Here is a 2968-nt window from a genome sequence, read left to right as displayed (position 1 = left end):
ATTTTCTTTTTCAGATGAAATAAACCAGCTTTGGGCTGCAATTCCAGGATCATTTCTTTCATTTGTTTTGAATACAAAAATTGGAATATTGAAAGCGTATTCTGGTGTTGCTGTACAGAAAACAGTTGAGTCTATCCAAGTACCCCCGTATTTTATGAGTAGTTCAAGCCTAAGTAAATCTGAGAAGTGTGTATAAGAAATTATTCCTTTTTTGTATTTTTCGATAATGAAAGGTGGAAAATTTACGTAATTAAAAAGATTATCTTTGGTAATCACTCTGACTTCTTTATCTGGCATAGCCTTTCGTATTGAATTAAGACAAGCCTTGCATAGCTCAGGAGCGTTTTCTTCCCCCTGAAACCAGCACCACCAGATTATATTTGAATATTCATGTTTTTCGTTAATATTTCTTGGATAGTGTTTCAAAAATTTTTTGTATTTTGATTTTAGGAATGTATAAATTATCCAGTCTTTATTTGTTTTTTTCAGGTTACTGTCCACTTCCTTGAATGTAATTTTGAACCAGAACCGTATAAAGACAAAACGTATATATTGAGCTGTAGTATTTAATAAATCAGTATATTTTTTACTTTTAAAAAGATTTTTTGTTTTTGAAACAATACTTGCCATGTAAAGTTTTATCCTTAATAATTTTAATCTCTGCTGAATAAATCGCGTGTGTAAACTTTAGATTTGCAGTCGCTTAAATCTTCTGACAGGCGGTTTGCAAGAATTATGTCGCAGTTTTTCTTGAAGACTGATAAATCGTGCTCAACCTTGAAATGTTCAAAATCATCTGCAGTCAAAGTAGGTTCGTAAATTACAACATCAACACCTTCTCCTCGAAGAATTTTCATAATGTCCTGAATTGAAGACTGGCGGAAATTGTCGCTGTTTGCCTTCATTGTTAAGCGGTATATACCGACTGTTTTAGGCTTTGCTGCAAGAATCTGGTGTGCAATAAACTCTTTTCGGGTTCGGTTTGAATCTACGATTGCCTGGATAAGGTTCTGCGGAACAGAGTTAAAGTTTGCAAGCAGCTGTTTTGTGTCCTTTGGAAGACAATATCCGCCATAACCGAATGAAGGATTGTTGTAAAAATCCCCGATTCGAGGGTCAAGACTGATTCCCTGAATAATCTGTTTTGTATTAAGGCCGCGGACTTCAGCATAAGTGTCCAACTCGTTGAAGTAGGCAACGCGGAGAGCCAGATAAGTATTTGCAAAAAGCTTGATAGCCTCGGCTTCTGTACAGTTTGGAGTAAGAATTTCAACATCTTTTTTGATTGCCCCCTGATACAAAAGCTCTGCAAACTCGCTTGCCTTAGAGGACAGCTCAGGTCGCTCTTTAGGGTAACTTACAACAATTCTGCTAGGGTAAAGGTTATCGTAAAGGGCATGTCCTTCGCGCAAAAATTCCGGGCTAAAGAGGATGTTTTTGATATTGAACTTCTGACAGATGCCTTCTGTATAGCCGACAGGAATTGTAGATTTAATTACAACCGTGGTATCTGGGCATTTTTTCTCAACAAGAGCAAGCACAACTTCAATAGAAGAAGTATCAAAAAAGTTTTTCTCAGAATCGTAATTTGTTGGAGTTGCAATTACAACAAAATCCGGATTTTTATAAGCATGTTCTGCATCGCAGGTTGCACTAAGTTTAAGCGGTTTTGTTTCCAGATATTCAGAAATTTCTTTATCAACGATTGGTGATTTTTTTGAATTGATTAAATCAACCTTATTCTGCATTATGTCACAGGCAATTACGTCATTGTGCTGTGCTAAAAGAATCGAAATTGAAAGGCCTACATAGCCTGTTCCTGCTACTGTGATGTTCATAATATAATTATAGCATATCACAAAAGTTATTGGTACTGGAACATTTGTTACTGAATAGATTTCCTTACCACTGAGTATTATGTGGAATATCTTAGATTTATGCGTTAAAATTAACATTACTTGCTAATTAAAAAGAGGCATATATGCTGAACATAATTTTTGGCGACTGTAAAGATGTGATCTATAACACATCTGTTTTTTTTAAGAATGTATATGAAGATGAATGGCTTCTGGAAGAAGATACAAAACAGATGATTCTGGATATTGATAAATCAAAGGTTCTTTCGGCAAATGCAATTGAAAGTCCTGTGCTTGGAGGTATTCCTCCTACATCACTTTCTGGTGGCGTAAAAACTCTGATTTTGATAGCTCATATGCCGGATAAAATCTTTAATGCTTCAAATTGCGGTGATAACTGTGCTCCCTGGCTTTTGAAAATTGCAGAAAAGAAGGATGTTACAATAAATCTTCGGCATCTTATGAATTTCGGTACTGACAAATTTGAAGCAAAAATAGTTAACACTGGAAAAATTATTCATTCGGCAAAAGAATATCTGATTGAATATGGAGAATGCCAATGAAAGGTACATATTCAATATCAGTACAGAATAATCATGTGAAATATGAGTTCGAGATTCGACGCAATATTACGATTATTCAGGGAAACAGTGCAACTGGTAAAACAACTCTTATTGATTTGATTCGTGAATATCAGCTTAGTGGTACCGACAGCGGAATTAATTTTTCATGCAAGAAGAAGTGTGTTGTCCTTGAAGGTAATAACTGGAAAAATGAACTTTCCATTCTGGATGACTGTATTGTCTTTATTGATGAAGGAAATAGTTTTATTGCATCAAAAGAATTTGCATCCGCAATAAAGAGTTCAAATAATTATTATGTTCTTGTTACCCGAGAGGGCTTGGAAAACCTTCCTTACAGTGTAAATGAAATTTATGGAATTCACACTTCCGGAAAATATGCCGGATTAAAACAGGTTTATCACGAATTTTATCATATCTACAGCGATATAAATCTGTTGTCGAATCTTGAAGTTCAAAAAGTTCTGACAGAAGATTCAAATTCTGGATTTGACTTTTTTAAGTCTATCTCTCTGTCACGATGTACTTGTG

At 35.0% G+C, this 2968-nt stretch carries 3 protein-coding genes and 1 pseudogene; 2 read left to right on the top strand and 2 right to left on the bottom strand.

All coding sequences use genetic code 11. From position 1 onward, the window contains the following. Nucleotides 1-630, bottom strand: a 630-nt coding sequence (locus tag MSI_RS13245; RefSeq protein WP_050983956.1) for a capsular polysaccharide synthesis protein, incomplete at its 3' end; no start/stop codon positions are given. Between the two features lie 23 nt (nt 631-653). Continuing rightward, nucleotides 654-1838: a nucleotide sugar dehydrogenase gene (locus tag MSI_RS13240; RefSeq protein WP_039925054.1), complete on the bottom strand. Its 1185-nt coding sequence runs from the start codon at nt 1836-1838 to the stop codon at nt 654-656. A 143-nt stretch (nt 1839-1981) separates the two neighbouring features. Between MSI_RS13240 and MSI_RS13235 the strand changes: the two genes are divergently transcribed. Together MSI_RS13235 and MSI_RS13230 are read left to right on the top strand one after the other, a co-directional pair. Further along, nucleotides 1982-2419: a DUF4869 domain-containing protein gene (locus MSI_RS13235; protein ID WP_009108096.1), complete on the top strand. Its 438-nt coding sequence runs from the start codon at nt 1982-1984 to the stop codon at nt 2417-2419. Next, a pseudogene (locus MSI_RS13230) lies at nt 2416-2968 on the top strand (translation initiation factor 2); the annotation flags it as partial. The gene MSI_RS13235 and the pseudogene MSI_RS13230, both read left to right, overlap by 4 nt.

It is taken from the genome of Treponema sp. JC4 (assembly GCF_000260795.1).
GTDB lineage: Bacteria > Spirochaetota > Spirochaetia > Treponematales > Treponemataceae > Treponema_D.
The sequence above is the reverse complement of the archived record's forward strand: the minus strand, read 5'-3'. Positions and strand labels throughout refer to the sequence as shown.